The 651-nt window shown below is 53.8% G+C and carries 1 protein-coding gene; it reads left to right on the forward strand.

Features of this window, described 5'->3' with window-relative positions:
- Positions 1-634, forward strand: a 634-nt coding sequence (locus ACLO87_RS16785; protein ID WP_430224342.1) for an AsmA family protein, incomplete at its 5' end; no start/stop codon positions are given.
- Positions 635-651 lie beyond the last annotated feature (17 nt).

The raw sequence follows: 651 nt of genomic DNA on the forward strand, positions 1-651 counted from the left end.
GGCAGATATTCAGGCTCGTCGACTGAAACTGAAAGAACTGATGCCCGATGTAGAACTGATGCAGAAGACGCTGGGGGAAATGAACGGTGACGCGGAACTGCGCGGTAGCGGTAACTCGGTGGCGGCGCTTTTAGGCAACAGTAACGGCAACCTGAAACTGTTGATGAATGACGGGCTGGTGAGCCGCAACCTGATGGAGATTGTTGGGCTGAATGTCGGCAACTACATTGTCGGTGCGATATTTGGTGATGATGAGGTGCGGGTGAACTGCGCGGCAGCGAATCTGGATATTGCCAACGGTGTGGCGCGTCCGCAGGTTTTCGCTTTTGATACCGAGAATGCGTTGATCAATGTTACCGGCACGGCAAGTTTTGCTTCGGAACAGCTGGATTTAACTATCGATCCAGAAAGTAAAGGGATTCGCATTATCACGCTGCGTTCGCCGCTGTATGTGCGTGGGACGTTTAAAAATCCGCAGGCTGGGGTGAAAGCCGGGCCGTTGATTGCCCGTGGTGCTGTTGCGGCGGCACTGGCAACGCTGGTTACGCCAGCGGCAGCATTGCTGGCACTGATCTCACCTTCCGAAGGGGAGGCTAATCAGTGCCGGACAATTTTGTCGCAGATGAAGAAGTGATGATAATTGCCGGATGT

The organism is Paenalcaligenes sp. Me52 (genome assembly GCF_050487965.1).
Taxonomy (GTDB): domain Bacteria; phylum Pseudomonadota; class Gammaproteobacteria; order Burkholderiales; family Burkholderiaceae_B; genus Paenalcaligenes.